A 23,510-nucleotide genomic window follows, 5' to 3' on the forward strand; every position below is an offset into this window, starting at 1 on the left:
GAAGCTGTCAGAAACAACTTTGACAATCATTCTCGTTAACATTAAGATCCATCGCAATTGAGTCACAACCAGCGACGGTTTTCACTTATGTATGTCTGCCTCTGCACTGGCGTCACCGACGGCCAAATTCGCGATGCCATCTATGAAGGATGCTGCAGCTACAAGGAAGTCCGCCAGGCTACCGGCGTTGCCAGTCAATGCGGTAAATGCGCCTGCCTTGCCAAGGAAGTGGTCCGCGAAACCCTGACCAAAATACAATCGGCCCAGGCTGCGATACCCTATCCTGTAGAATTTACCGCTGCATAAATACCGTATTTCAAAGAACCGGACTGAAGTCCGGTTTTTTTATGCCTGAAAATCAATCGGTTACGCTCTAGACGCGGAACACAAACATTCTTATTCCTATTAATTTTCACTTAACTTTCAATAACTTAGGTTTGACACTCTTACTTGTGCGGCTCAAACTCTACCTTATAGACAGCTAATACAGGGCAGGACCCCATCATGAAAGGCGACATTACAGTCATCCAGCATCTCAACAAGATCCTTGCCAATGAGCTGGTCGCGATCAATCAATACTTTCTGCATGCGCGCATGTACGAAGATTGGGGTCTGAACAAGCTCGGCAAGCACGAATACCACGAATCCATCGACGAAATGAAACACGCGGACAAGCTGATCAAGCGCATCCTGTTCCTCGAAGGCCTGCCTAACGTCCAGGACCTGGGCAAGCTGCAGATCGGCGAACACACCCAGGAAATGCTCGAGTGCGACCTGCGTATCGAAAAAACCGGGCATGCCGATCTCAAGGTGGCGATCGCGCATTGCGAAACCGTTGGCGACTTCGGTAGCCGTGAATTGCTCGAAGACATCCTCGAATCCGAAGAAGAACATATCGACTGGCTGGAAACCCAACTGGGCCTGATCGATAAAGTCGGTCTTGAGAACTATCTGCAATCGCAGATGGGCGAAGAGTAAATCAGCGCCTGCTGAACTCGAGACAATAAAAAGCCCCGCGCTCTCTTACAGAGGCGGGGCTTTTTTTGTGCCCGGATTTCAGGCGCACCTGAAACCTTGTAGGAGCAAGCTTGCTCGCGATGCGGGCGACGCGGTCCTACAGGAAGACCGCATTATCGTTCATCGCGAGCAAGCTTGCTCCTGCAGGGATCGGATCAGGCTTCGGTCTTGTTCGCAGCAGCAGCTTCGACAGCAGCCTTGATGGTCGTTTGCAACGAACCGTCTGCAGCCATCTCGGTCATGATGTCGCTACCGCCGACCAGCTCACCACCGACCCACAGTTGCGGGAAAGTTGGCCAGTTGGCGTACTTTGGCAGGTTGGCGCGGATTTCCGGGTTCTGCAGGATGTCCACATAAGCAAATTTTTCACCACATGCCATCACGGCCTGCGCGGCTTTTGCGGAGAAGCCACACTGCGGGGCATTCGGCGAACCTTTCATGTAAAGCAGAATGGTGTTGTTGGCAATCTGCTCTTTAATCGTTTCGATGATATCCATGGAGCACCTCGGCTGAACTTTCCGACTCAAGGGTCGGCACGGTAGCGCATTGTAACGGAAACCCGAGCGCCATGCTCGGCCTCCCCACAGACTTGATCAAGCCGCCGCGACAGTGACCGGCACTCCGTTCAACGCCGCATTGCCCGACAACTCATCGAGCTGACATTCATCCGTCAGGTCGTTGGCACTGGCGCCCGGCTGGCCACTGGCAATCGTCATCTGCACACCCGGCCGCGCATGACCCCAACCGTGAGGCAGGCTGACCACGCCTTTCATCATGTCCAGGCTGCTCAGCACTTCAACTTCAATCACGCCGACCCGCGAACTGACGCGCACTCGCTGTCCATCGTGGAGCCCACGACTGGCCAGATCGTCCGGGTGCATCAGCAACTGATGGCGCGGCTTGCCCTTCACCAGGCGGTGATAGTTATGCATCCACGAGTTGTTGCTGCGGACATGACGGCGGCCGATCATCAGCAACTCATCCAGGGCCGGGGCTCGCAGGGCGGCGAAACGCGCCAGGTCGGCAAGGAGCGCCGCCGGTGCGGCCTGGACTCGCTGATTGGCGGTTTTCAAACGTGGCGCCAGGTTGGCTTTCAACGCCCCGAGATCGACACCATGCGAGTGATCGAACAACGTCGCCAGCGACAGCTTGTGTTGCGAAGCATCGCCATACAACCCCGCCCGCAAGCCGCGATCGATCATCTGCGCCGGCGGGACCGTCGGCTTCAGTTCCTTGCCGGTCTTCGCGGCAAAGGCCTTGGCCAGCCCCACAAAAATTTCCCAGTCATGCAACGCGCCTTCCGGTTTGGCCAGAATCGCGCGGTTGAAGCGCGTCACGTTACGTACCGCGAACATATTGAAAGTGGTGTCGTAGTGATCGTTTTCCAGCGCCGAGGTCGACGGCAGGATCAGGTCGGCATAACGCGTGGTTTCATTGATGTACAGGTCGACGCTGACCATGAACTCCAACCCGTCCAGCGCCTGTTCCAGCTGGCGGCCATTGGGGGTGGAGAGCACCGGATTGCCCGCCACGGTAATCAGCGCCCGGACCTGCCCTTCCCCTTCGGTGAGCATCTCTTCGGCCAGCGCCGACACCGGCAGTTCGCCCGCGTATTCGGGACGCCCGGACACCCGGCTCTGCCACAGATTGAAGTGCCCGCCCGACGTCGAGGCCACCAGGTCCACGGCAGGTTCGGTGCACAACGCCCCGCCCACGCGATCGAGGTTGCCGGTGACCAGATTGATCAGTTGCACCAGCCAATGGCACAAGGTGCCGAACGCCTGGGTCGAAACGCCCATGCGCCCGTAGCACACCGCGGCCTGCGCAGCCGCGAAGTCCCGCGCCAGTTGGCGGATCTGTTCGGCCGGCACGGCGCACAGCGGGCTCATGGCCTCGGCCGTGAAACTCGCGACGGCGGCACGCGCTTCATCCAGACCGTCCACCGGCAAATGACTGCCTGTGGTCAGCCCTTCAGCGAACAGGGTATTGAGCAGCCCGAACAACAAGGCCGCATCGCCACCCGGACGCACGAACAGATGCTGATCGGCCATCGCCGCCGTTTCGCTGCGGCGCGGATCGACCACCACCACTTTGCCGCCCCGGGCCTGAATGGCCTTCAACCGTTTTTCCACGTCCGGCACGGTCATGATGCTGCCATTGGAGGCCAGCGGATTGCCGCCCAGGATCAGCATGAAATCGGTGTGATCGATGTCCGGGATCGGCAATAGCAAACCGTGGCCGTACATCAGATGGCTGGTCAGGTGATGGGGCAACTGGTCGACCGACGTCGCGGAAAACCGGTTGCGGGTTTTCAGCAGGCCGAGAAAGTAATTGCTGTGGGTCATCAGCCCGTAGTTGTGCACGCTGGGATTGCCTTGATAGACCGCCACCGCGTTCTGGCCGTGACGTTCCTGAATCGCTGCCAGGCGTTCGGCGACCAGGCTGAAGGCCTCTTCCCACTCGATAGGCAGCCATTCGCTGCCGACCCGCCGCATCGGCTGGCGCAGGCGATCCGGATCATTCTGAATATCCTGCAGCGCAACGGCCTTGGGACAGATATGCCCGCGGCTGAAACTATCCTGGGCATCCCCCTTGATCGAGGTGATCTGCACGCGACCTTCGGCCTCGGTGGTTTCGATGGTCAAGCCGCAGATGGCTTCACACAGGTGGCACGCGCGGTGATGGAGAGTCTTGGTCATGGCCAGTCTCTGTCTTGTTCTGGGCGGGCAATGTCGGCCGCGGGAACAAAACTATGGCGCCTGACCCGGCGTCGCGCCAGCGAGGTTCGTCTTGTGAATCGGTGACCATCAGGCCAGCCGATGACCTTTGCGGTTCAGTTCGGCGGCAGGTTCACCGGCGCCTGCAACTGGATCTCCTGAATGGTTTCGATCTGTTCCTGGGCGAGATGCACGCCGGTGAGTTCGCCGATCAGTCGCCAGTGCTCGTCGAGACCGGTGCTGATGGTCGCCATGCGGTCGATCATCCGCCGGCCGGCCGCCTTGGTGACCTCGTCGTTACTGCGCATCAGCTCGAAAGACATCGAGGTCATGGACGCGGTGAGATGGGTCAGAGAGCGGGCCGTGAGGCTGAGTAATTCCATTAGCTGCTGTTCTTTCGATTCCATTCCAAAGGCTCCCTGCGTCGCTTGAATCTTAGTTATAACCCAGCCCCCTGCTTTATCAAATGTTTCAGTCCGCAAAAGCGGCCAATGGCCAGCAGAAAACCGACCATCGCCATGTCAACCCCACGCCGTTTTATTGCAAAGCCCTGCAAGCCCAGTGTACAAATGACCGGCTGCTGTCAGGAAACAGGCTTCAAATGCGCTACTGCGGTCACCCCGTAGCCCCTCTGGAACCCCCTAAAACCGTAGCCCCTATTGGTAAGACGCGACATTTAATTATAAGATCGCGCCTTCCCCTATTTCGTCGCCCCGTGCGGCTTACGCCGCAGGTCTCGCCCGTTTTTCAGTTAAACAAGGCTTTGAGTATCTGCGGTCTGTTGCAAAAAGGTAGTCAATGATGAGCGCAAGGCACTTCCTCTCCCTGATGGATTGCACGCCCGAAGAGCTGGTCAGCGTGATCCGTCGAGGCGTTGAGCTCAAAGACCTGCGTAACCGCGGCGTACTGTTCGAGCCCCTGAAAAACCGCGTGCTCGGGATGATTTTCGAGAAGTCCTCGACCCGCACCCGAATTTCCTTCGAAGCCGGCATGATCCAGCTCGGTGGCCAGGCGATCTTCCTGTCGCCGCGCGATACCCAGCTGGGCCGTGGCGAGCCGATCGGCGACTGCGCCATCGTGATGTCGAGCATGCTCGATGCAGTGATGATCCGTACCTTCGCCCACAGCACCCTGACCGAATTCGCCGCCAACTCCCGCGTGCCGGTGATCAACGGCCTGTCCGATGACCTGCACCCGTGCCAGTTGCTGGCCGACATGCAGACATTCCTCGAACACCGCGGCTCGATCCAGGGCAAGACCGTGGCCTGGATCGGCGACGGCAACAACATGTGCAACAGCTATATAGAAGCGGCGATCCAGTTCGACTTCCAGTTGCGTGTCGCGTGCCCGGAGGGCTTTGAGCCCAACCCGCAATTCGTGGCCAAGGCCGGCGATCGGGTGACCATCGTCCGCGATCCGAAGGAAGCCGTGCGCGGCGCCCACCTGGTGAGCACCGACGTCTGGACCTCCATGGGCCAGGAAGAAGAAACCGCCAAGCGCCTGAAGCTGTTCGCGCCGTTCCAGGTCAATCGAGCCCTGCTCGATCTGGCCGCGGACGATGTGCTGTTCATGCATTGCCTGCCCGCCCACCGTGGCGAGGAAATCAGCCTCGACCTGCTGGACGACAAGCGCTCCGTCGCCTGGGATCAAGCGGAGAACCGGCTGCACGCACAAAAGGCCCTGCTCGAATTTCTGGTCGAGCCGGCGTATCACCACGCATGAGCCATCCCTTACTGCTTAACCTGCGCAACCTCGCCTGCGGCTACCAAGACCAGCGGGTGGTACAGAACCTCAACCTGCATTTGAACGCCGGCGATATCGGTTGCCTGCTGGGCTCTTCGGGCTGCGGCAAGACCACCACCCTGCGGGCGATTGCCGGTTTCGAACCGGTGCACGAAGGTGAAATCCAGCTGGCCGGGGAAACCATCTCCCGCGCCGGCTTCACCCTCGCTCCGGAGAAGCGTCGGATCGGTATGGTGTTCCAGGACTATGCGTTGTTCCCGCATTTGAGCGTGGCCGAAAACATTGCCTTCGGGATCCGCAAACATCCGCAGAAGGATCGCGTGATCGAAGAACTGCTGGAACTGGTCAACCTGAAAAACCTCGGCAAGCGCTTCCCCCATGAGCTGTCCGGTGGCCAGCAGCAGCGTGTCGCCCTGGCCCGGGCCCTGGCGCCGGAGCCGCAACTGCTGCTGCTCGACGAGCCCTTCTCCAACCTTGATGGCGAACTGCGACGCAAGCTCAGCCACGAAGTGCGCGACATCCTCAAGGCTCGCGGCACCAGCGCGATCCTGGTGACCCATGACCAGGAAGAAGCGTTCGCGGTGAGCGACCATGTGGGGGTTTTCAGGGAGGGTCGCCTGGAACAGTGGGACACGCCCTACAACCTGTATCACGAACCGCTGACACCCTTTGTGGCCAGTTTCATCGGCCAGGGCTATTTCATTCGCGGCCAGCTGAATAGCCCGGAGTCGGTGCAGACCGAACTGGGCGAGTTGCGCGGCAACCGGGCCTACACCTGGCCGATCGGTGGCGCAGTGGACGTGCTGCTGCGTCCGGATGACATCGTTTATGCGCCGGACAACAGTTTGAAGGCGAAGATTGTCGGCAAGTCCTTCCAGGGGGCGTCGACCTTGTATCGCCTGCAGTTGCCGACCGGCGCGCAGCTGGAGTCGATTTTCCCCAGTCATGCCGACCATCAGGTGGGGGCAGAGGTCGGCATTCGGGTTGCCGCGGAACATCTGGTGCTGTTCCAGGCATCGGGCAGCGTCGCGGCGCAGATTCCGGTGGTCGACTCCGGTGTCCGCCGCTACAGCACTGCCAGCTGACATCTGAAAACTGTAGGAGCCGGCTTGCCGGCGAAGACGGCGGTACATTCAGTAGAGGTATTAACTGATAGACCGTCTTCGCCGGCAAGCCGGCTCCTACAGGGATTGAAGTCAACCCAGCAACAACGTGCCGCTCACAACAAGTGTCGCATTCCCGCCAATCTTCACCCGATCCCTTTCCAGACGGCAGAACACCCCCCCGCACCGCACCGAACACTGATAAGCCGTCAGGAACGGCCGATATCGGCGAACTTCGCCTGGGTGTGCTCGGCCAGCACCGCAGGCGCCAATTCGACTTCCAGGCCGCGACGACCGGCACTGACAAAAATGCTGGCAAAAGGCTGAGCGGAATTATCAATAAAGGTGCGCAAGCGTTTTTTCTGTCCCAGCGGGCTGATGCCGCCCAACAGGTAACCGGTGGAGCGCTGCGCAGCCGCCGGGTCGGCCATCTCGACTTTTTTCACGCCTGCCGCGTGAGCCAGGCCCTTCAGGTCGAGACTTCCGACGACCGGCACCACCGCCACCAGCAATTCGCCCTTCTCACTGGCCGCCAGCAAGGTCTTGAACACCTGCGCCGGGTCCAGTCCCAGTTTCTCTGCAGCCTCCAGCCCATAGGACGCGGCCTTGGGATCATGTTCGTAACTGTGCACTCGATGTTCGGCACGAACTTTTTTCAACAAATCCAATGCGGGGGTCATGGCAGCTCCAGACTGGGCGACAGAAGAAAAATCCTGCGCTGGATTCTAAGACATTGATCGACAAATGGCGCTATTGCCGTGCTGTTTCAATGGCTTGGCGGGGCCTTGCGCCGTTCGTCCATGTTCAGCCCGCAGCGTGAACGAAGTGGTCATTGACGTGACTAATAGTTCGATTGTGACTGACGGTTCACTTTCGACCTTTGACAGCAGCGTTTCTTGTCTATATTTTTTCGAATACGAATACAGTACAACTGTCTCACCGCAGCACCCGGCAGCAAACCGAGGATCAGGATGGGGATTCTGCCTCGGTGAAAATCGCGCTTTGAAAAAGCGCCATACAACAACAATAAACGAGGTTTTCAATGACAACTGCTTTACAACAACCGTCGCTCTCGAGCCAATGCATGGCCGAATTCCTGGGTACTGCGCTGCTGATATTTTTTGGTACCGGCTGCGTTGCCGCGCTCAAGGTTGCGGGTGCCAGCTTTGGCCTGTGGGAAATCAGCATCATCTGGGGCGTCGGCGTGAGCATGGCCATCTATCTCACCGCAGGCGTTTCCGGGGCGCATCTCAACCCCGCCGTGAGCATCGCCCTGAGCATTTTTGCCGATTTCGAAAAGCGCAAACTGCCCTTTTATATTCTCGCCCAGGTGGCCGGTGCGTTCTGTGGCGCGTTGCTGGTGTACACGCTGTACAGCAATTTATTCTTCGATTACGAACAAACTCACCATATGGTTCGTGGAACTCAGGCCAGCCTCGAATTGGCGTCGGTGTTCTCCACCTTTCCCCACCCGGTCTTGTCCACCGCCCAGGCCTTCCTGGTTGAAGTCATCATCACTGCGATTCTGATGGGTGTGATCATGTCCCTGACCGACGACAACAATGGCCTGCCGAAAGGCCCGCTGGCGCCATTGCTGATCGGCTTGCTGATTGCGGTGATCGGCAGCTCGATGGGCCCCTTGACCGGTTTCGCGATGAACCCGGCACGTGACTTCGGCCCCAAACTGATGACTTTCTTTGCCGGCTGGGGTGAAATTTCCCTCACCGGCGGGCGCGATATCCCGTATTTCCTGATTCCGATTTTTGCACCGATAGTCGGTGCCTGCCTCGGTGCTGCCGCCTATCGCGGGCTGATTGCCCGTCATCTGCCCAGCCTCCTACCTGCTACGACGGATGCCGCACCGGCCATTGACGGCAAACCAAGAACTTCTTGATAGCGTAGGCGTGCGATCCTGCCCATTCGATCCCGCGCCTGATCCCACTCCCTTATTTCGTCCAAGGCAATCGACATGACCGACATTCAGAATAAGAACTACATCATTGCCCTCGATCAGGGTACGACCAGCTCCCGCGCGATCATTTTCGACCGTGACGCGAATGTGGTCTGCACCGCACAGCGCGAATTCGTCCAGCATTACCCGCAGCCCGGTTGGGTCGAACACGATCCGATGGAAATCTTCGCCACCCAAAGCGCGGTGATGGTCGAGGCCCTGGCTCAAGCCGGCCTGCATCACGACCAGGTGGCGGCCATCGGCATCACCAACCAGCGCGAAACCACCGTAGTCTGGGACAAGATCACCGGCCGCCCGATCTACAACGCGATCGTCTGGCAGTGCCGGCGCAGCACCGAAATCTGCCAGCAGCTCAAACGCGATGGCCATGAACAATACATCAGCGACACCACCGGCCTGGTCACTGACCCGTACTTCTCCGGCACCAAGCTCAAGTGGATCCTCGATCACGTCGAAGGCAGCCGTGAGCGCGCACGCAAGGGCGAACTGCTGTTCGGTACCGTCGACAGCTGGCTGATCTGGAAATTCACCGGCGGCAAGGTGCACGTCACCGACTACACCAACGCCTCGCGCACCCTGCTCTTCAACATCCACACCCTGGAGTGGGACGCGAAGATGCTGGAGGTGCTGGATATCCCGCGGGAAATGCTGCCGGAAGTTAAGTCGTCATCAGAAATTTATGGCCACACTAAAAGCGGCATCGCCATCGGCGGCATCGCCGGCGACCAGCAGGCGGCGTTGTTCGGCCAGATGTGCGTCGAGCCGGGCCAGGCGAAAAACACCTACGGCACCGGCTGCTTCCTGCTGATGAACACCGGCGATAAAGCCGTGAAGTCCAAACACGGCATGTTGACCACCATCGCGTGCGGCCCCCGCGGCGAAGTGGCTTATGCGCTGGAAGGGGCCGTGTTCAACGGCGGCTCAACCGTTCAATGGCTGCGTGACGAACTGAAGGTCATCAACGACGCCCACGACACCGAATACTTCGCCAACAAGGTCAAGGACAGCAACGGCGTGTACCTGGTACCGGCCTTCACTGGCCTGGGCGCGCCGTACTGGGACCCGTATGCCCGTGGCGCCTTGTTCGGCCTGACCCGCGGCGTGCGCGTGGATCACATCATTCGTGCCGCACTGGAGTCGATTGCCTACCAGACCCGCGACGTACTCGACGCCATGCAACAGGACTCCGGCGAACGCCTCAAGTCCCTGCGTGTGGACGGCGGCGCAGTGGCGAACAACTTCCTGATGCAGTTCCAGGCCGACATCCTTGGCACTCAGGTCGAGCGTCCGCAAATGCGCGAAACCACGGCCTTGGGCGCCGCGTACCTCGCCGGCCTGGCCTGTGGCTTCTGGGGCAGCCTGGACGAGTTGCGCGGCAAGGCGGTAATCGAGCGCAAGTTCGAACCGACCCTGGAAGAAAGCGCCAAGGAAAAACTCTACGCCGGCTGGAAAAAAGCCGTCAGCCGCACACGCGACTGGGAACCGCACGAAGGCGCTGAATAAGCCAAGCCCGGTACTCGTATCGGTATGTAACTGGTAGGGAGCAGATTCCTCCGGCATCATGGGCAAATTTTGCACGGCAGCCCAAAGGACGCCCCATGAATCTGCCTCCCCGTCAGCAGCAAATCCTCGAACTGGTCCGCGAACGCGGCTATGTCAGCATCGAGGAAATGGCTACGCTGTTCGTCGTTACACCGCAAACCATCCGCCGCGATATCAATCAGCTCGCGGAAGCCAATCTGCTGCGTCGCTACCATGGCGGCGCAGCCTACGATTCCAGCGTCGAAAACACCGCCTACGCCATGCGCGCCGACCAGATGCGCGATGAAAAACAGCGGATCGGCGAAGCCATTGCCGCGCAGATTCCCGATCACGCCTCGTTGTTCATCAATATAGGCACCACGACCGAATCGATCGCCCGCGCGCTGCTCAACCACAATCACCTGAAGATCATCACCAACAACCTGCACGTGGCTTCCATGCTCAGCGCCAAGGACGACTTCGACGTACTGCTGACCGGCGGCAACGTGCGGCGCGACGGCGGTGTGGTGGGCCAGGCCAGTGTCGACTTCATCAACCAGTTCAAGGTCGACTTTGCCCTCGTGGGCATCAGTGGTATCGACGAAGACGGCAGCCTGCTGGATTTCGATTATCAGGAAGTGCGGGTGTCCCAGGCGATCATCGCCAACGCTCGGAAGGTGATCCTCGCCGCCGACTCCAGCAAGTTCGGGCGCAACGCGATGATTCGCCTGGGGCCGATCAGCCTGATCGATTGCCTGGTGACGGATCAGCAGCCAGTGCCGGCGTTGGCGCAGTTGCTGAGTCAGCACAAGATTCGGCTGGAGGTCGTTTAACCCCGAAGGGCGTTAAACGACCTCCAGGAGCCGGCTTGCTGGCGAAGGCGCCCTTGAGTACGCCTTCGCCTGCAAGCCGGGTCCTACAATATGCCTCCCCGCAATACCCCTCCGCTCGTTTTTAATGTTCGAAAATTTTCCTTTCCTAGCCCTTCGATCAGTATTTTCAATCGAAGTTAGCTGGCTGTGGGCGCGTTTATGGGCTACCATTTTCGCAAATGAACATTAATGTTCGAAATCCAATACAGAACATCAAAAAAGCCCGAGGCCAGCCGATGCCCACTTCTACCTTGCCTACGCCCCCTCTCGCCGAGGTCTACGATATCGCCGTCATCGGTGGTGGGATCAATGGCGTGGGGATCGCAGCGGATGCCGCCGGTCGCGGTCTTTCGGTGTTCCTTTGCGAAAAGGATGACCTGGCCAGCCACACCTCGTCGGCCAGCAGCAAGCTGATCCACGGTGGCCTGCGTTACCTCGAACATTACGAATTCCGTCTGGTGCGCGAAGCCCTGGCCGAGCGCGAAGTGCTGCTGGCCAAAGCGCCGCACATCGTCAAGCAGATGCGCTTCGTGCTGCCCCACCGTCCGCACCTGCGTCCAGCCTGGATGATCCGTGCCGGCCTGTTCCTGTATGACCATCTGGGCAAAAGGGAAAAACTCGCAGGCTCGAAGAGTCTCAAGTTCGGCCCGGACAGCCCGCTGAAAAGCGAAATCAGCAAAGGCTTCGAATACTCCGATTGCTGGGTCGATGACGCGCGCCTTGTCGTGCTCAACGCCATGGCCGCCCGCGAGAACGGCGCCCACGTTCACACCCAGACCCGCTGTGTCAGCGCTCGTCGCACCAAGGGTCTGTGGCACCTGCATCTGGAACGCGCCGATGGCAGCCTGTTTTCGATCCGCGCCAGGGCGCTGGTCAATGCCGCAGGTCCCTGGGTCGCCAAATTCATCCGTGACGACCTGAAAATGGAATCGCCGTACGGTATCCGCCTGATCCAGGGCAGCCACCTGATCGTGCCGAAAATGTATGAAGGCGAACATGCGCACATTTTGCAAAACGAAGATCAGCGTATCGTGTTCACCATTCCGTACCTGAACCACTTCACCCTGATCGGCACCACCGACCGCGAGTACACCGGCGACCCGGCCAAGGTGGCGATTACCGAAGGCGAAACCGATTACCTGCTCAAAGTGGTCAACGCCCACTTCAAGAAGCGCATCAGCCGCGACGACATCCTGCACAGTTATTCCGGCGTTCGTCCGCTGTGCAACGACGAATCCGACAACCCGTCGGCCGTCACCCGCGACTACACCCTGGCCTTGTCGGGCACTGGCGAAGAAGCGCCGCTGCTGTCGGTGTTCGGCGGCAAGCTGACCACCTACCGCAAACTGGCCGAGTCGGCGCTGGCGCAACTGGCGCCGTACTTCAAGGACATCAAGCCACGCTGGACGGCCACGGCTACCCTGCCGGGCGGCGAGGACATGACCACTCCGCAGGCGCTCGGCTCGCGGATCCGCGACACGTTCGACTGGGTGCCGAGCGAGATCGCCCGCCGCTGGTCCACCACTTACGGCAGCCGCGTGTGGCGCATGCTTGAAGGTGTGCAGAACCTCGGCGACCTGGGTGAACACATCGGCGGCGGCCTCTATACCCGCGAAGTCGATTACCTGTGCAGCGAGGAGTGGGCGACCACGGCGCACGATATTCTGTGGCGTCGCAGCAAGCTGGGGTTGTTCACCACTGCGGACGAGCAGCAAAAGCTGGTGGATTATCTGGGCAAAGTCGAACAGAACCGCAGCAAGATTGAAGCGGCCTGATCGGTAAACCGGTTAAACGAAAGCCCCTGAATCGCCAGATTCAGGGGCTTTTTGCGTTCTGATTAACACTGTCTACCCCCCTGTAGGAGCTGGCTTGCCAGGGAAGGCGTCATAACAGGCAATGAAGATGTTGACTGATCCACCGCCTTCGCTGGCAAGCCAGCTCCTACAGGGGATATGTGTAGGGGACCGGATTGTATTCGGTTTTCCGAACGCGACCTGTCGGTCAATTCGGTTTACCGGATATCTCGTTATTAAAAACCAAGCCATAAATATTTAATATCCTTATAAATCAATAACTTGATCTATATGACCTGGCCTGGCACGAGTCATGCTCTACACTCTTGGACGAATACCTGTTGGCGGACACTTCAGTAGCCGGCAGCCGTTCGAAGCACAAAAGGGCCGATGAACTGGCTCCATAAAAAAAACAATGTCGAGGAAAATTTGATGCGCATCGTTCCCCATATCCTGGGCGCAGCCATTGCTGCCGCTCTGATTAGCACTCCAGTTTTTGCTGCCGAACTCACCGGCACACTGAAGAAGATCAAGGAGTCCGGCACCATCACCCTCGGGCATCGTGACGCTTCCATTCCGTTTTCCTATATCGCGGACGCTTCCGGCAAGCCAGTTGGCTACTCCCACGATATCCAGTTGAAAATCGTTGAAGCCATCAAGAAAGACCTGGACATGCCCAACCTCCAGGTCAAATACAACCTCGTGACGTCGCAGACCCGTATTCCGCTGGTGCAAAACGGCACCGTGGACGTCGAGTGCGGTTCCACCACCAACAACGTCGAGCGTCAGCAACAAGTCGCCTTCTCCGTCGGCATCTTCGAAATCGGTACCCGCCTGCTGTCCAAGAAAGGCTCCGCGTACAAGGATTTCGACGACCTTAAAGGCAAGAACGTCGTGACCACCGCGGGCACCACGTCCGAGCGCATCATTAAATCGATGAACGCCGACAAGCAAATGGGCATGAATGTCATCTCCGCCAAAGACCACGGCGAGTCGTTCCAGATGCTGGAATCGGGCCGCGCCGTTGCCTTCATGATGGACGACGCCTTGCTGGCCGGTGAAGCAGCCAAGGCCAAAAAGGCCGATGACTGGGCTGTCACCGGTACTCCCCAATCCTACGAAATCTACGGCTGCATGGTCCGCAAGGGCGACGAGCCGTTCAAGAAGGCGGTCGACGACGCTATCGTCGCGACCTACAAGTCGGGCGAGATCAACAAGATCTACGAAAAATGGTTCATGCAACCTATCCCGCCTAAAGGCCTGAACCTGAACTTCCCGATGAGCGACGAGCTCAAGGCCCTGATCGCCAATCCGACCGATAAAGCGGCTGACGACAAGAAGTCCTGATTTCTGACTAACCTTATCTCCTGAGAGGGCTTCTGCCCTTTCAGGGATGGTCACTCCCTGCTGGCATTTTTGGAAACACTCGAACCGGTGGCTGTCGAGCCGCTCGTGTGTGCCTGACCGTCAAGGTCACGGGAACGGAGTTTCCCATGCGGGCACTTGTACATCGAACGATCTGAGGGGAGACCCTAATGAATTACAACTGGGACTGGGGCGTGTTCTTCAAGTCCACCGGCGTGGGCAGCGAGATTTATTTCGACTGGTACCTCTCCGGTTTGGGCTGGACCATCGCCATCGCCGTCGCTGCCTGGATCATCGCGCTGGTGCTGGGCTCGATTCTGGGTGTCATGCGTACGGTGCCGAATCGCATCGTGTCGGGCATCGCGACCTGCTACGTCGAGCTCTTCCGTAACGTGCCGCTGCTGGTACAACTGTTCATCTGGTACTTCCTGGTACCCGACCTGCTGCCGCAAAACCTGCAGGACTGGTACAAACAGGACCTGAACCCGACCACCTCGGCCTTCCTCAGCGTCGTCGTGTGCCTTGGCCTGTTCACCACCGCACGGGTTTGCGAACAAGTGCGTACCGGTATCCAGGCGCTGCCCCGCGGCCAGGAATCCGCCGCTCGGGCCATGGGCTTCAAGCTGCCGCAGATTTACTGGAACGTGCTGTTGCCCCAGGCTTACCGGATCATCATTCCGCCGCTGACCTCGGAATTCCTGAACGTGTTCAAGAACTCCTCCGTGGCCTCGCTGATCGGCCTGATGGAGCTGCTGGCCCAGACCAAGCAGACCGCCGAGTTCTCCGCCAACCTGTTCGAAGCCTTCACCCTGGCGACGCTGATCTACTTCACCCTGAACATGGGCCTGATGCTGCTGATGCGCGGCGTCGAGAAGAAAGTTGCCGTGCCTGGCCTGATCTCCGTAGGGGGTAAATGATGGAATTCGACTTCTCGGGCATCATCCCGTCCCTGCCGGGCCTGTGGAACGGCATGGTCATGACCCTGCAACTGATGGCGCTGGGCGTCGTCGGCGGGATCATCCTCGGCACGATCCTGGCCCTGATGCGCCTGTCCCACAGCAAGTTGCTGTCGAACATTGCCGGCGCCTACGTCAACTACTTCCGCTCGATCCCGCTGCTGCTGGTCATCACCTGGTTCTACCTGGCGGTGCCGTTCGTGCTGCGCTGGATCACCGGCGAAGACACGCCGATCGGTGCGTTCGCCTCGTGCATCGTGGCGTTCATGATGTTTGAAGCGGCGTACTTCTGCGAAATCGTCCGGGCCGGCGTCCAGTCGATTCCCAAGGGCCAGATGGGTGCAGCTCAAGCCCTGGGCATGAACTACAGCCAGATGATGCGCTTGATCATCCTGCCGCAAGCGTTCCGCAAGATGACCCCGCTGTTGCTGCAACAGAGCATCATCCTGTTTCAGGACACCTCCCTGGTCTACGCGGTCGGCCTGGTGGACTTCCTTAATGCCTCGCGGGCCAGTGGCGATATTATCGGTCGCTCCAACGAGTTCCTGATCTTCGCCGGTTTCACCTACTTCATCATCAGCTTTGCCGCCTCGCAGCTGGTCAAGCGTCTGCAAAAAAGGTTCGCCGTATGATCTCTATCAAGAACGTCAACAAGTGGTATGGGGACTTCCAGGTACTGACTGATTGCAGCACCGAGGTCAAAAAAGGCGAGGTGATCGTGGTGTGCGGGCCGTCCGGTTCCGGCAAATCCACCTTGATCAAATGCGTCAACGCCCTGGAACCGTTCCAGAAAGGCGATGTGGTGGTCGATGGCACTTCCATCGCCGACCCGAAGACCGACCTGCCGAAACTGCGCTCGCGCGTGGGCATGGTGTTCCAGCATTTCGAACTGTTCCCGCACCTGAGCATCATGGACAACCTGACCATCGCGCAGGTCAAGGTGTTGGGGCGCAGCAAGGAAGAGGCCTCCAAGAAAGCCCTGCAACTGCTCGAGCGCGTCGGCCTTTCGGCCCACGCCAAAAAGCACCCCGGGCAACTTTCCGGCGGCCAGCAACAGCGCGTGGCGATTGCCCGTGCGCTGGCGATGGACCCGATCGTCATGCTGTTCGACGAACCGACCTCGGCGCTCGACCCTGAAATGGTCAACGAAGTGCTGGACGTGATGGTGCAACTGGCCCACGAAGGCATGACCATGATGTGCGTGACCCACGAAATGGGCTTCGCCCGCAAAGTGGCGGACCGGGTGATCTTCATGGATCAGGGCAAGATCATCGAAGACTGCAAGAAAGAGGAGTTCTTCGGCGATATCAGCGCCCGCGCCGAACGGACACAGCACTTCCTCGCCAAGATTCTGCAGCACTAAGAAGAGCACCGCTCCCCCCTGCAGGAGCTGGCTTGCCAGCGAAGAGGCCCTTCCATTCGACATCATTGTTGTCTGAAAGGACGCCTTCGCCAGCAAGCCGGCTCCTACAAAAGCGAAAGCGGTCTGTCTGACACTCCGCGTCGTCTGCCTCGCCAGCAAGCCGGTTCCTACAGGGGCCGGTGGTGGCTAACGATCAAGTGTTGTGGTTGACCCAAGGCATCTGTGATGAAATGCGACCCCACTCTTTACCGCGCCGCGCCGCCATCACTCGTCGTGAAACCTCGTCTGATTCGCCACCTGTTCCTGCCGCCGCTGGTCATCGCCTTGATGATCGGATTGGGTTACCTCGGCTTCTGGATCAGCGAGCACTATGGGATACGCAGCCTCAGCGAGAATGGCCAGCGTCAGCTGGAACTGCACGCCCGCGCCGTCGAGAGCGAGATCAGCAAGTACACCTACCTGCCCAGCCTGCTGGAACTCGAATCCAGTGTTTCCAGGCTGCTGGACGACCCGTCACCGGAACACCGGCAGACGGTCAATGAATACCTCGAAGGCCTGAACCGGCGCAGCCGCAGTCGGGCCATCTACGTGATGGACACCACCGGCCGCGTCATGGCCACCAGCAACTGGCGCGACGTCGACAGTTACCTGGGCGAAGACCTGTCCTTTCGCGCCTACTTCCAGAACGCCGTTCGTGGCGAGTCGGGACGCTTCTATGGCATCGGCAGCACCAACGGCGAGCCCGGTTATTACCTGGCCCATGGCCTGGAAGAACGCGGCAAGATCATCGGCGTGGCGGTGGTCAAGGTCCGCCTCGAAGCCATGGAAGAACGTTGGCAGCGGGCACGCCTGGAGGCCTTCGTCAGCGACGAGAATGGCATCATCATTCTGTCCAGCGATCCGGCGCGGCGCCTGAAATCGGTGATACCGCTCAGCGAAGAGACCAAGGAAAAACTGGCCCGCAGCCTGCAGTACTACTGGTTCCCGCTGAACGAACTGCAACCGCTGGCCCGGGAAAAACTGGCTGAAGGCGAGGAAAAACTGACCTTCCCGGCCAACAGCGAGCTGGAGTCCGAAGAAGAAAACATCAGCTACCTGTCGCAAACCCGACCGCTGAGCGACACCCCATGGCATTTCACCCTGCTCACCCCCCTCCAGGATTTGCGGCGTGAAGCGATCAATCAGGGGATTCTGGTGGCAGTGGCGTTTGCCCTGGTGGCGTTCCTGCTGATCGCCTGGAACGAGCGGCGCAAAGTGATCGCCACCCGCCTCGCCGCCCGGGAAGCCTTGCAGGAAGCCAACAATCAACTGGAGCGTCGGATTACCGAACGCACCACCGACCTGCGCGCCAGCAACGAACGGCTCAAGGGCCAGATTCGCGAACGCCGGATGGCCGAAGAGACCTTGCGCCGCGCCCAGGATGAACTGGTGCAGGCCGGCAAACTCGCCGCCATTGGCCAGATGTCCACCAGCATCGCCCATGAACTGAACCAGCCGCTCGCCGCCCTGCGGACCTTGTCCGGCAACACCGTACGGTTTCTCGAGCGCGGTCAGCTGGACGTCGCCAGCACCAACCTCAAGACCATCAACGAACTGATCGACCGCATGGGCCGGATTACCGCCAGCCTGCGCTCCTTCGCCCGACGTGGCGACGACAAAGGCCAGGCCAGCCTCGGCAAGGCTGTCGACGCGGCGTTGCAACTGCTTGGCAGTCGCGTGGAAAGCGCGCACCTGCAATTGCATCGCGATATCGCCGATGTGCAGGTGCAGATCGACCAGACCCGACTGGAACAGATCCTGGTCAACCTGATAGGCAATGCCCTCGATGCGATGCAGGCCCAACCGTTGCCGCAATTGTGGCTCGAAGGCGAGGTGTTCGACGGCAAGTATCGCCTGCGTGTGCGCGATAATGGCCATGGCATCGACGTCGAGACGCGCAAGCATCTGTTCGAACCGTTCTTCACCACCAAACCCGGCGAACAGGGCCTGGGCCTCGGCCTGACGCTGTCGGCGAGCCTGGCCGCGGCCACCGGCGGCCACCTGGGCGTCGAACACCCGGCCAGCGGTGGTACCTCCTTCGTCCTCAGTTTACCGTTGGTAAGCCCCCTTCACGCCGAGCCAATATGAACAACGACCTTAGTGTGCTGATCGTCGAAGACGACCCCCATGTGCTGCTCGGCTGCCAACAGGCGCTGACCCTGGAAGACATTCCCTGCGTGGGCGTGGGCAGCGCCGAAGAAGCACTGGAGCGTGTCGGCAATAACTTTGCCGGGATCGTCATCAGCGACATCCGCCTGCCGGGCATTGACGGCATGGAACTGCTGACCCGGCTCAAGGCCCGTGATCGCAGCCTGCCCGTGGTGCTGATCACCGGTCACGGCGACATCTCCATGGCCGTCGGCGCCATGCAAAAAGGCGCCTACGACTTCATGGAGAAACCCTTCTCTCCCGAACGCCTGGTGGAGGTCGCCCGTCGTGCGCTGGAACAACGCAGCCTGGCGCGGGAAGTCTCGTCGCTTCGCCGGCAACTGGCCGAACGGGACTCCCTGGAAGGCCGCATCATCGGCCGCTCGCCGGCCATGCAGAACCTGCGGGAACTGATCGCCAACGTCGCCGATACCTCGGCCAACGTGTTGATCGAAGGCGAAACCGGTACCGGCAAGGAATTGGTTGCGCGCTGCCTGCATGATTTCAGTCGTCGCCATACCCGACAATTCGTCGCATTGAACTGCGGCGGCCTGCCGGAAAACCTGTTCGAAAGCGAAATATTCGGCCATGAAGCCAACGCGTTTACCGGTGCCGGCAAACGGCGGATCGGCAAGATCGAACACGCCGACGGTGGCACGCTGTTCCTCGACGAAGTGGAAAGCATGCCCCTGCCCTTGCAGATCAAACTGCTGCGGGTGCTGCAGGAACGCACCCTCGAACGTCTCGGTTCGAACCAGAGCGTGGCGGTGGATTGCCGGGTGATCGCGGCGACCAAGTCCGACCTGGACGAATCGAGCAAGGCCGGGGAATTTCGCAGCGACCTGTATTACCGCCTGAACGTGGTGACCCTGGAATTGCCACCGCTGCGCGAGCGCCGTGAAGACATCCTGCAACTGTTCGAACACTTCCTGCAGCAGTCGTCCCTGCGCTTCGACCGCGCGGTGCCGGAGCTGGACAACCAGACCCTGTCGAACCTGATGAGTCACGACTGGCCAGGCAACGTGCGTGAACTGCGCAACGTCGCCGAACGTTTCGCCCTCGGTCTGCCGGCCTTCAAGAAATCCGGCACCAACGGCAACAATCAGGGCCTGGCCTTCGCCGAAGCGGTGGAAGCCTTCGAGCGCAACCTGCTCGGCGACGCCTTGCAACGCAGCGGCGGCAACCTGACCCAGGCCAGCCACGAACTGGGAATGGCCAAGACCACGCTGTTCGACAAGGTCAAGAAGTATGGGTTGAGTCACTGAGGGATCGGGGTGTACACCAATCCTGTGCCCAGCGAAATCCAAATGTAGGAGCTGGCTTGCCAGCGAAGGGGCCGGCACATCCAGCATCAATGTCGCCTGACACGCCGCCTTCGCTGGCAAGCCAGCTCCTACAGGTAATCGGGGTGTACACCAATCCTGTACTCGGCGAAGTCCAAATGTAGGAGCTGGCTTGCCAGCGAAGGGGCCGGCACATCCAGCATCAATGTCGCCTGACACGCCGCCTTCGCTGGCAAGCCAGCTCCTACAGGTAATCGGGGTGTACACCAATCCTGTGCCCGGCGAAATCCAACTGTAGGAGCTGGCTTGCCAGCGAAGGGGCCGGCACATCCAGCATCAATGTCGCCTGACACGCCGCCTTCGCTGGCAAGCCAGCTCCTACAGGTAATCGGGGTGTACACCAATCCTGTGCCCGGCGAAATCCAACTGTAGGAGCTGGCTTGCCAGCGAAGGGGCCGGCACATCCAGCATCGATGTCGCCTGACACGCCGCCTTCGCTGGCAAGCCAGCTCCTACAGGTAATCAGGGTGTACACCAATCGTATGCGTCCGGCCAAGTCATCTACCCAGCCTCGCAAGGCCAAGACATGGTGCCCACTTAAAATTTAAGTGGGCACCAGTTCTAGCCTTTTAAGCGGGTATTTCATGCAGCCAACACGCCGTTCCTATTCAAAATCCTTCAAGGCCCAGGTCATTCAAGAGTGTGCCCAGCCCGGCGCTTCTATTGCCAGCATCGCACTCGGCCATAGCCTCAACGCAAACCTCGTCCACAAATGGATTCGGATGCACGCGCAGAAAAGCATCGCGCTGCAACCTCCATTTATTCCGTTACCCATGCAGTTGGGCGGAGCAAGTTCGCAAGCTACATCGTCGAATATCTGCGTTGAGATCCAGCACCCGCGCGGCACCGTCAAAGTGAACTGGCCTACCGAAAATGCTGCTGCCTGCGCGACCTTTCTTCGAGACCTGCTGCGATGATCCGCATCGACTTCATCTGGCTCGCTACCGAGCCGATGGACATGCGAGCGGGCACAGAAACCGCGTTGGCCAGGGTGATCGCGGTGTTCGGTGCGGCGAAGCCGCACTGTGCTTATGTATTTGCCAACCGCCGCGCTACTCGCATAAAAGTTCTGGTACATGACGGCTTCGGTATCTGGCTGGCTGCTCGTCGGTTGAACCAGGGAAAATTCCACTGGCCAAGCATTCGTCATGGAGCTGAAATGCAGTTGGACACCGAGCAACTCCAAGCTCTGGTAGTGGGCCTGCCATGGCAACGTGCGGGTTGCGGCGGCGCGATCACACTGCTTTAACGGCTGCCATTAGCCTATCGGTCTATCGCCGCGAACTGCCTGCTCTGGCAAAATCCGCAGCATGACTTCTTCGCCCAATCTCGACCAAATGTCCTCCGACCAACTGCGTGCCTTGGCAGCGCAGTTGCTGTCGCAAGTCGACACCATGGGCAAGAAGATCAACCGCGACCAAACGGTGATCGAGAAACTGACTCACGAGATCGCGCAGCTCAAGCGATTGAAGTTTGCCAAGCGCAGCGAGCAGATGAATCCCGAGCAGGCCAGCCTGCTCGATGACCTGATCGATACCGATATCGCGGCGATTGAAGCAGAGCTTCAGGCGTTGCAAACATTGCCAGCGGCGACGGAGAAAAAGCAAAAGCCCAAGCGCACTGCATTGCCGGCAGAGTTTCCACGCACGTTGATCCATCACGAACCGGACAATACTCACTGCCAATGCGGCTGCGCACTCAAGCGCATCGGTGAAGATGTCAGCGAAAAGTTGGACTACACGCCCGGCGTATTTACCGTCGAACGCCATATCCGTGGCAAGTGGGTCTGTGATGACTGTGAAACACTGATCCAGGCGCCGGTTCCGGTGCAGGTCATTGATAAGGGCATCCCGACCGCTGGGCTGCTTGCTCACGTCATGATCGCCAAGTTTGCCGACCATCTTCCGCTTTACCGCCAGGAGTCGATTTTCGGACGAGCTGGCTTGGCCATTCCACGTTCAACCTTGGCCCAATGGGTTGGCATGACAGGCGTACAGTTGCAGCCTCTGGTCGATGCGTTGCGTGATGTGGTGCTTGGACAGCAGGTCATCCATGCCGATGAAACACCTGTGCAGATGCTCACGCCGGGTGCGAAGAAAACCCACCGTTCCTATGTTTGGGCCTACGCCACCAGCCAGTTCTCGGACTTGGCGGCGGTCGTTTACGACTTCAGCCCCAGCCGTGCCGGAGAGCATGCCCGCAACTTCCTGCAAGACTGGAAGGGCAAGCTGGTCTGTGATGATTTTGGCGGTTACAAGGCAAGTTTCGAACTTGGCGTTACCGAAATCGGCTGCATGGCCCATGCGCGGCGCAAGTTCTTTGAATTACATGCCACCAACAAGAGCCAGCTCGCCGAGCAGGCGCTGCGCTATATCCAACTGCTGTACGAAATCGAAAGTGAAATCCGCGACCTGGAGCCGGATTTACGACGCCGAGTACGGCAGGAAAAAGCCGTGCCGGTGATGTCTGCGCTGCATGCCTGGATGATCGCCCAGCGTGACCTTGTGCCCGAAGGTTCGGCTATCAGCAGAGCGCTGGATTACAGCCTGAAACGCTGGGCAGCGCTGTCGCGCTACCTCGACGACGGAGCCGTACCCATTGACAACAATTGGGCCGAGAATCAAATCCGGCCATGGGCTCTTGGACGTAAGAACTGGCTCTTTGCAGGGTCGCTACGTAGCGGAAAACGGGCGGCGGCGATCATGAGTAAGATCCAATCTGCGCGGCTCAACGGGCATGATCCGTATGCTTATTTGAAGGACGTTCTTACACGCCTGCCGACGCAGCGGGCGAGCGAGATCGAGCAACTGCTGCCGCATCAGTGGGTGGCGGCAGAAACCACGTAAGCCCTGATGATTTGGGACTTGCAAGGATGGCGCAATTAACGGAGTAGTCAAAACGATGATTTTGGTTGTTGAAGGAATCAGCGCCAGCGGGAAAACGACTTGGTGCGCTAAGCATGGAGGGCAACATGTCATTCCTGAAAACGGCCGTTTTGAAAACGAGCCGGATCGGATAAAAGATCCAGTCGGAGCAGCAACTTTTTGGGCAGAGAGGAACGTGGATCGCTGGCAAAAAGCGTTGGCTATGGAAGACATTTCTTCGTGGGCTTTGTGTGACAGTGACCCTCTCAAGCTCCACTACATTTGGAGCCTTTGGCAGATCGGCGAGACGAGCGAACACAACTGGCGAATAGAGTTGGACGCCACAAGAGAAACAATCGCACAAGGACGTATTGGCTTTGCTGACTGTTACATTGTTGGCCGCATAGATCCTCAGCTCGCGCGAGAGCGAGCCAAAGCAGACACCACCCGCCGACGGAGTGGATTCGAGCTACACGTGCGCCTCCAACAAGCTCTGCTGACCTGGTACTCAGCTATGGATGAAGTGCTTCCCGGCAGAGTGCGATTCGGGTTTCCTTCAGAAATGCCAACCTTGAAAAGCCTTGATGGAAGATATGCGGTGGTGGCCTTTGATCAAATGATCGCATCGCTCCCACGACCTACTCACACCTCTTAGCGAGACGGAGCCTTATATAGCAGTTGGAAGCGGATCGAT

General features: G+C 59.1%; 22 protein-coding genes and 1 pseudogene. 18 read left to right on the top strand and 5 right to left on the bottom strand.

Annotation, left to right across the window (positions count from 1 at the left end):
• Positions 1–87: 87 nt before the first annotated feature.
• Entirely contained in the window at positions 88–306 is a 219-nt protein-coding gene (locus ELQ88_RS28280) for a bacterioferritin-associated ferredoxin (RefSeq protein ID WP_064679480.1), read from the top strand.
• 198 nt (positions 307–504) lie between these two features.
• Positions 505–978: a bacterioferritin gene (gene bfr / locus ELQ88_RS28285; protein ID WP_064679481.1), complete on the top strand. Its 474-nt coding sequence runs from the start codon at positions 505–507 to the stop codon at positions 976–978.
• A gap of 194 nt (positions 979–1,172) precedes the next feature.
• Here bfr and grxD read toward each other — a convergent pair whose 3' ends face one another.
• From grxD to ELQ88_RS28300, 3 genes are all read right to left on the bottom strand, one after another.
• Positions 1,173–1,514, bottom strand: a complete 342-nt coding sequence (grxD, locus tag ELQ88_RS28290) for a Grx4 family monothiol glutaredoxin (protein ID WP_007943565.1) — start codon at positions 1,512–1,514, stop codon at positions 1,173–1,175.
• Positions 1,515–1,610: 96 nt separating this feature from the next.
• Positions 1,611–3,716 carry a molybdopterin oxidoreductase family protein gene (locus tag ELQ88_RS28295; protein ID WP_138968978.1) on the bottom strand — a complete coding sequence of 702 codons (2,106 nt, stop codon included), beginning with the start codon at positions 3,714–3,716 and terminating at the stop codon, positions 1,611–1,613.
• Positions 3,717–3,850: 134 nt separating this feature from the next.
• Positions 3,851–4,141, bottom strand: a complete 291-nt coding sequence (locus tag ELQ88_RS28300; RefSeq protein ID WP_138968979.1) for a hypothetical protein — start codon at positions 4,139–4,141, stop codon at positions 3,851–3,853.
• Positions 4,142–4,535: 394 nt separating this feature from the next.
• Here ELQ88_RS28300 and argF point away from each other — a divergent pair, with 394 nt between their 5' ends.
• Positions 4,536–5,456 carry an ornithine carbamoyltransferase gene (argF, locus tag ELQ88_RS28305; RefSeq protein ID WP_128872628.1) on the top strand — a complete coding sequence of 307 codons (921 nt, stop codon included), beginning with the start codon at positions 4,536–4,538 and terminating at the stop codon, positions 5,454–5,456.
• A complete protein-coding gene (locus tag ELQ88_RS28310; protein ID WP_128872629.1) occupies positions 5,453–6,562 on the top strand; it encodes an ABC transporter ATP-binding protein in 1,110 nt (369 codons plus the stop codon). The genes argF and ELQ88_RS28310 overlap by 4 nt, the downstream gene beginning before the upstream one ends.
• A 111-nt stretch (positions 6,563–6,673) precedes the next feature.
• Here the strand turns inward: ELQ88_RS28310 and ELQ88_RS28315 are convergent.
• Both ELQ88_RS28315 and ybaK read right to left on the bottom strand, forming a co-directional pair.
• A pseudogene (locus ELQ88_RS28315) lies at positions 6,674–6,793 on the bottom strand (isomerase); the annotation flags it as partial.
• Entirely contained in the window at positions 6,790–7,260 is a 471-nt protein-coding gene (ybaK, locus tag ELQ88_RS28320) for a Cys-tRNA(Pro) deacylase (protein WP_138968980.1), read from the bottom strand. The pseudogene ELQ88_RS28315 and the gene ybaK, both read right to left, overlap by 4 nt.
• Positions 7,261–7,622: 362 nt before the next feature.
• On the opposite strand from ybaK, the gene ELQ88_RS28325 reads away from it, so the two are divergent.
• The 14 genes from ELQ88_RS28325 to ELQ88_RS28390 all read left to right on the top strand — a co-directional run bounded on the left by ELQ88_RS28325 (position 7,623) and on the right by ELQ88_RS28390 (position 23,471).
• On the top strand, positions 7,623–8,474 hold the full coding sequence (locus ELQ88_RS28325; RefSeq protein ID WP_138968981.1) for an MIP/aquaporin family protein: 852 nt from the start codon (positions 7,623–7,625) through the stop codon (positions 8,472–8,474).
• 75 nt (positions 8,475–8,549) lie between these two features.
• Positions 8,550–10,055, top strand: a complete 1,506-nt coding sequence (gene glpK / locus ELQ88_RS28330; protein ID WP_128872632.1) for a glycerol kinase GlpK — start codon at positions 8,550–8,552, stop codon at positions 10,053–10,055.
• Between the two features lie 95 nt (positions 10,056–10,150).
• Entirely contained in the window at positions 10,151–10,906 is a 756-nt protein-coding gene (locus ELQ88_RS28335; RefSeq protein WP_027922833.1) for a DeoR/GlpR family transcriptional regulator, read from the top strand.
• A gap of 275 nt (positions 10,907–11,181) precedes the next feature.
• Entirely contained in the window at positions 11,182–12,720 is a 1,539-nt protein-coding gene (gene glpD / locus ELQ88_RS28340; protein ID WP_138968982.1) for a glycerol-3-phosphate dehydrogenase, read from the top strand.
• Positions 12,721–13,170: 450 nt separating this feature from the next.
• Entirely contained in the window at positions 13,171–14,085 is a 915-nt protein-coding gene (locus ELQ88_RS28345) for a glutamate/aspartate ABC transporter substrate-binding protein (RefSeq protein ID WP_128872634.1), read from the top strand.
• Positions 14,086–14,273: 188 nt separating this feature from the next.
• Positions 14,274–15,020 carry an amino acid ABC transporter permease gene (locus ELQ88_RS28350; protein ID WP_128872635.1) on the top strand — a complete coding sequence of 249 codons (747 nt, stop codon included), beginning with the start codon at positions 14,274–14,276 and terminating at the stop codon, positions 15,018–15,020.
• Entirely contained in the window at positions 15,020–15,691 is a 672-nt protein-coding gene (locus ELQ88_RS28355) for an ABC transporter permease subunit (protein ID WP_064679493.1), read from the top strand. Before ELQ88_RS28350 ends, ELQ88_RS28355 begins: the two co-directional genes overlap by 1 nt.
• Entirely contained in the window at positions 15,688–16,422 is a 735-nt protein-coding gene (locus tag ELQ88_RS28360) for an amino acid ABC transporter ATP-binding protein (protein ID WP_128872636.1), read from the top strand. Before ELQ88_RS28355 ends, ELQ88_RS28360 begins: the two co-directional genes overlap by 4 nt.
• Before the next feature lie 225 nt (positions 16,423–16,647).
• Complete coding sequence (locus ELQ88_RS28365) at positions 16,648–18,549, top strand: sensor histidine kinase (protein ID WP_138968983.1); 1,902 nt, start codon at positions 16,648–16,650, stop codon at positions 18,547–18,549.
• Entirely contained in the window at positions 18,546–19,874 is a 1,329-nt protein-coding gene (locus ELQ88_RS28370; RefSeq protein WP_128872638.1) for a sigma-54 dependent transcriptional regulator, read from the top strand. The genes ELQ88_RS28365 and ELQ88_RS28370 overlap by 4 nt, the downstream gene beginning before the upstream one ends.
• A gap of 662 nt (positions 19,875–20,536) precedes the next feature.
• Positions 20,537–20,869 carry a transposase gene (locus tag ELQ88_RS28375; RefSeq protein ID WP_228761573.1) on the top strand — a complete coding sequence of 111 codons (333 nt, stop codon included), beginning with the start codon at positions 20,537–20,539 and terminating at the stop codon, positions 20,867–20,869.
• Entirely contained in the window at positions 20,866–21,201 is a 336-nt protein-coding gene (tnpB, locus tag ELQ88_RS28380; protein WP_138968985.1) for an IS66 family insertion sequence element accessory protein TnpB, read from the top strand. The genes ELQ88_RS28375 and tnpB overlap by 4 nt, the downstream gene beginning before the upstream one ends.
• 61 nt (positions 21,202–21,262) lie before the next feature.
• Positions 21,263–22,798 carry an IS66 family transposase gene (locus ELQ88_RS28385; RefSeq protein ID WP_138968986.1) on the top strand — a complete coding sequence of 512 codons (1,536 nt, stop codon included), beginning with the start codon at positions 21,263–21,265 and terminating at the stop codon, positions 22,796–22,798.
• Between the two features lie 55 nt (positions 22,799–22,853).
• Positions 22,854–23,471 carry a hypothetical protein gene (locus ELQ88_RS28390; protein WP_138968987.1) on the top strand — a complete coding sequence of 206 codons (618 nt, stop codon included), beginning with the start codon at positions 22,854–22,856 and terminating at the stop codon, positions 23,469–23,471.
• Positions 23,472–23,510: the final 39 nt, after the last annotated feature.

Source organism: Pseudomonas sp. MPC6, from assembly GCF_006094435.1.
Taxonomy (GTDB): Bacteria; Pseudomonadota; Gammaproteobacteria; order Pseudomonadales; family Pseudomonadaceae; genus Aquipseudomonas.

Excerpts from the sequence above, each read along its gene's own strand:
- ELQ88_RS28390 (WP_138968987.1), top strand. The coding sequence starts at position 22,854 with ATGATTTTGGTTGTTGAAGGAATCAGCGCCAGCGGGAAAACGACTTGG.
- grxD (WP_007943565.1), bottom strand. The coding sequence starts at position 1,514 with ATGGATATCATCGAAACGATTAAAGAGCAGATTGCCAACAACACCATT.
- ELQ88_RS28375 (WP_228761573.1), top strand. The coding sequence starts at position 20,537 with ATGCAGCCAACACGCCGTTCCTATTCAAAATCCTTCAAGGCCCAGGTC.
- ELQ88_RS28350 (WP_128872635.1), top strand. The coding sequence starts at position 14,274 with ATGAATTACAACTGGGACTGGGGCGTGTTCTTCAAGTCCACCGGCGTG.
- bfr (WP_064679481.1), top strand. The coding sequence starts at position 505 with ATGAAAGGCGACATTACAGTCATCCAGCATCTCAACAAGATCCTTGCC.
- tnpB (WP_138968985.1), top strand. The coding sequence starts at position 20,866 with ATGATCCGCATCGACTTCATCTGGCTCGCTACCGAGCCGATGGACATG.
- ybaK (WP_138968980.1), bottom strand. The coding sequence starts at position 7,260 with ATGACCCCCGCATTGGATTTGTTGAAAAAAGTTCGTGCCGAACATCGA.
- ELQ88_RS28325 (WP_138968981.1), top strand. The coding sequence starts at position 7,623 with ATGACAACTGCTTTACAACAACCGTCGCTCTCGAGCCAATGCATGGCC.
- ELQ88_RS28335 (WP_027922833.1), top strand. The coding sequence starts at position 10,151 with ATGAATCTGCCTCCCCGTCAGCAGCAAATCCTCGAACTGGTCCGCGAA.
- ELQ88_RS28310 (WP_128872629.1), top strand. The coding sequence starts at position 5,453 with ATGAGCCATCCCTTACTGCTTAACCTGCGCAACCTCGCCTGCGGCTAC.
- ELQ88_RS28295 (WP_138968978.1), bottom strand. The coding sequence starts at position 3,716 with ATGACCAAGACTCTCCATCACCGCGCGTGCCACCTGTGTGAAGCCATC.
- ELQ88_RS28370 (WP_128872638.1), top strand. The coding sequence starts at position 18,546 with ATGAACAACGACCTTAGTGTGCTGATCGTCGAAGACGACCCCCATGTG.
- ELQ88_RS28365 (WP_138968983.1), top strand. The coding sequence starts at position 16,648 with ATGAAATGCGACCCCACTCTTTACCGCGCCGCGCCGCCATCACTCGTC.
- ELQ88_RS28385 (WP_138968986.1), top strand. The coding sequence starts at position 21,263 with ATGACTTCTTCGCCCAATCTCGACCAAATGTCCTCCGACCAACTGCGT.
- ELQ88_RS28280 (WP_064679480.1), top strand. The coding sequence starts at position 88 with ATGTATGTCTGCCTCTGCACTGGCGTCACCGACGGCCAAATTCGCGAT.
- argF (WP_128872628.1), top strand. The coding sequence starts at position 4,536 with ATGAGCGCAAGGCACTTCCTCTCCCTGATGGATTGCACGCCCGAAGAG.
- ELQ88_RS28300 (WP_138968979.1), bottom strand. The coding sequence starts at position 4,141 with ATGGAATCGAAAGAACAGCAGCTAATGGAATTACTCAGCCTCACGGCC.
- glpK (WP_128872632.1), top strand. The coding sequence starts at position 8,550 with ATGACCGACATTCAGAATAAGAACTACATCATTGCCCTCGATCAGGGT.
- ELQ88_RS28345 (WP_128872634.1), top strand. The coding sequence starts at position 13,171 with ATGCGCATCGTTCCCCATATCCTGGGCGCAGCCATTGCTGCCGCTCTG.
- ELQ88_RS28355 (WP_064679493.1), top strand. The coding sequence starts at position 15,020 with ATGGAATTCGACTTCTCGGGCATCATCCCGTCCCTGCCGGGCCTGTGG.
- ELQ88_RS28360 (WP_128872636.1), top strand. The coding sequence starts at position 15,688 with ATGATCTCTATCAAGAACGTCAACAAGTGGTATGGGGACTTCCAGGTA.
- glpD (WP_138968982.1), top strand. The coding sequence starts at position 11,182 with ATGCCCACTTCTACCTTGCCTACGCCCCCTCTCGCCGAGGTCTACGAT.